The organism is Pirellulales bacterium (assembly GCA_035546535.1).
Classification (GTDB): domain Bacteria; phylum Planctomycetota; class Planctomycetia; order Pirellulales; family JACPPG01; genus JACPPG01.
Genome location: DASZWQ010000042.1, coordinates 1 through 2,725, shown reverse-complemented (window position 1 = coordinate 2,725; position 2,725 = coordinate 1). Strand labels below are relative to the sequence as shown.

Here is a 2,725-nt window from a genome sequence, read left to right as displayed (position 1 = left end):
CGACGAACGAAGTAACAAGACACATGGCGAGCCTCCTTGGCGATGCGATTGGCGTGAGAACCTATCTGCATCGTGAACGGGGCTCGTCCTATTTCTCAAGAAGCTGTCAACGCTAGCAAAAACTGCGAAAGCCGAACTTAGACGGCTTGGGCCATTTACTTGCTGATAACCCCGCCTGCCTCACGGACGAACAATTGCGATCCCTTGCGCATCGCATCGCCGCCTGGCGTGGCGGCAACATCGCGATGGACTTTACTTCCGAACGAGCGCTATTCGACGACATCCTGCAGCGATCTTACACCGACGACGGCCATGGCGACGGCCACGTTACGGCCGCCGGATTGAATCTGACAAACAACATTGCCGGGAAGAAGCCGGCTGACAGCATCGCGAGTGCCACATGGCTCGTCGGACCCGGCCTTTCCGCACTGATCGCAGGGCGAGCCGAGACGCGCGAGTTGGCCGATCGATTCTACAACGAAATGATCTCGGCGCATCAAGGTCCGCCCTGGACGTGGGATGCGGAAACCATCAAGGCATCCGAAGACTGGCTCAAGGAGCTTGCGCAAGGAAAGCTTGCCATCCGCTATTTGTTCCCGTCGCTTCTCTTGCCGAGCATCTCGCATGTTGCCAGCGTAGCCGAACGGTCCATTCAATGGCGCGATGCCACCGAAGTCGCGATTGCGCTAGTGCTGTTCCAGCGGCGCCACGGCGCTTGGCCGCAAACGCTCGACGAGCTCGTGCCCGATTTGCTGCCGGCCGTTCCGCCCGACCGTTTCGATGGTCAGCCGCTGCGCTACATCGTTCGCGACCGGCATCCGGTACTGTACAGCCTGGGCAACGATCGCGACGACGACGGCGGCCGCCCCGCGGGCAGTCCAAACCAGGCTATCCCAGGCGCCTACGGTCCCGTCAAACATCCCATGACAGGAACTGAACACGACGGCGATTGGATCCTGTGGCCGCCCCTGCCGCCGCAACCCGCGCCGCCGTGGGAGGAAGAAGTAACGTCCGACACGACGGAACCTGCGCCCGCCTCGGAGCAATGAATTGGGGTCGGCCTCAACCTTCTTCGGCTAGTAGCTCAAGGATGCGTTTGCGCGCGGTGGCTTCGCCGTTGTTCCCCTGCCAGTTCAGCTCTCCGTACCACCAGTACCGCACGTAGCCGCGCCGATCGATCAGGTAAACGGCCGGCCAAACCTGGTTCGCCCACGCGTTCCAATTCGCCCCCTTACCGTCGGCCGCGATCGGGTAGCTGATCTTGCGAGACTTCACCTGATCGGCCAGGCCGTCGAGCGAGCGTTCGGCATCTGTCTCGGGCGTGTGAATGCCCAGCACTGTCAGTCCCTGCCGGGCAAAACGCGCGTGCCAGTCGTTGTAATGGGGCAAATTGCGAACGCAATTGACACAGCCAAACGCCCAGAAGTGCATGGCCACGACGCGCCCCTTCAGCGATGCGAAGCTTTGCGGCTGCGCGTTGATCCACCGCTCGACGTCGCGCAGCTCCGGCGCTTTGCATGCTACAACTTGAACTTGCGAAAGATCGAAGGGCTCGCCGGCTAAGTGGGTCAACTGCTCGTTCTGCTCTCGATTGAGCACGCCCAGCACTTGCTTGTCGAGGTTCGCCGCAGGGGTGCCTGCCTTTGCCTGCTTGGCGGCGTTCAGGAGCTTGGTTATTGAATCAACTTGCGCTCGTGACAACTTCAGTGTCTCTGCATAGGGCGGAGCCGCAAGCGCCGGATAGCCTTGTGCCCGCAGCAGCAGTTCGCTGAGTCGCTTCCGTTGCGGCTGCCGCAGCGTCTGGCGCAGCCCGTTCTCGACCCGCTCAGCCAAGGCATTTCGCTCGATGGTTTTTTCGGTGGCGGGCACGTCGCGCAGCAGAAACAGTTTGTATTCAACGTCGGCCACGAGCGCATCGACGGCGTCGGCTTCCGTCGCTTCGAGGTCCAGCTCTTGCTGCACCGCCGGATCGCGCACCAGTTGCACGACGAGCGTCGGGTCATGAGCCACGGCCGGCGCGCCGGTGTCGCCTGCGATCCTCGGCTTTTCAGCTCGTACATTCGCTGCTGCCGTAGCAAGCGCCACGGCAAACATGGGCAGAACAATGCGTTTCATGAATTGTTCCGGAATAGCCAATCTTGGCTCCTAATTCGACCGCACATTCATCGCCCCGGGCGCGCCGGAAATCGTAACCGGTCCTCGATCGAGATTACGTAGCAGCGTGCCAATCCAGCGCTGGAATTATATGATCGCTGTCTCGATGCGGGCTCGGCACTTTCAGAATCCCCCACTGAAGCCTAAGAAATGCGGTCCCTTGTCCAGTTTCCGCAATAGCATACGTATCTCGGTGTGCCCGTCGTCGGTCTGCCGGACGGCCAGCAGTCTCCTCAGCCGTTGGCGTTCTGCGGCATTAGGATCATGCGAGTCTGGCAGGAACGTCACGCCGTAGGCGGCGCCGCCGCCTCCCTGTCCTTGCCAACTCTCCGGCATCACCAGTGACGTGAGCGCCTGCCGAGCGTCGTCGGGATTCAGGTGGCGTAGCTCGTAGATGACGATTCTGCTTTCGGCGCCTTCGGATGACTCGTCTACTGGCGGCCCACCGGCTGCGGCACGATCCTGGGCTTCAGCCTCGGGCTGCTTCGGCAGCGCCACGTATAGTTTGGCGAGCAGGCTCTGAATTTCTTCGTGCGCGTCAAGGTTCTGAGTGACCACAAGCATGTCTCGA

At 61.2% G+C, this 2,725-nt stretch carries 3 protein-coding genes; 1 reads left to right on the top strand and 2 read right to left on the bottom strand.

Annotated elements, in window-relative coordinates; translation table 11 throughout:
- Nucleotides 1–194 precede the first annotated feature (194 nt).
- The gene (locus tag VHD36_05340; GenBank protein HVU86721.1) at nt 195–1,049 is read left to right on the top strand and encodes a hypothetical protein; all 855 of its coding nucleotides are present in this window, start codon (nt 195–197) and stop codon (nt 1,047–1,049) included.
- 13 nt (nt 1,050–1,062) lie between these two features.
- Here VHD36_05340 and VHD36_05335 read toward each other — a convergent pair whose 3' ends face one another.
- A complete protein-coding gene (locus VHD36_05335) occupies nt 1,063–2,115 on the bottom strand; it encodes a redoxin domain-containing protein (protein HVU86720.1) in 1,053 nt (350 codons plus the stop codon).
- A 162-nt stretch (nt 2,116–2,277) separates the two neighbouring features.
- Nucleotides 2,278–2,725, bottom strand: a 448-nt coding sequence (locus VHD36_05330; protein HVU86719.1) for a hypothetical protein, incomplete at its 5' end; no start/stop codon positions are given.

What these genes read in the sequence shown, in the direction of transcription:
- VHD36_05335 (HVU86720.1), bottom strand. Translation starts at nt 2,115, where the DNA reads ATGAAACGCATTGTTCTGCCCATGTTTGCCGTGGCGCTTGCTACGGCA.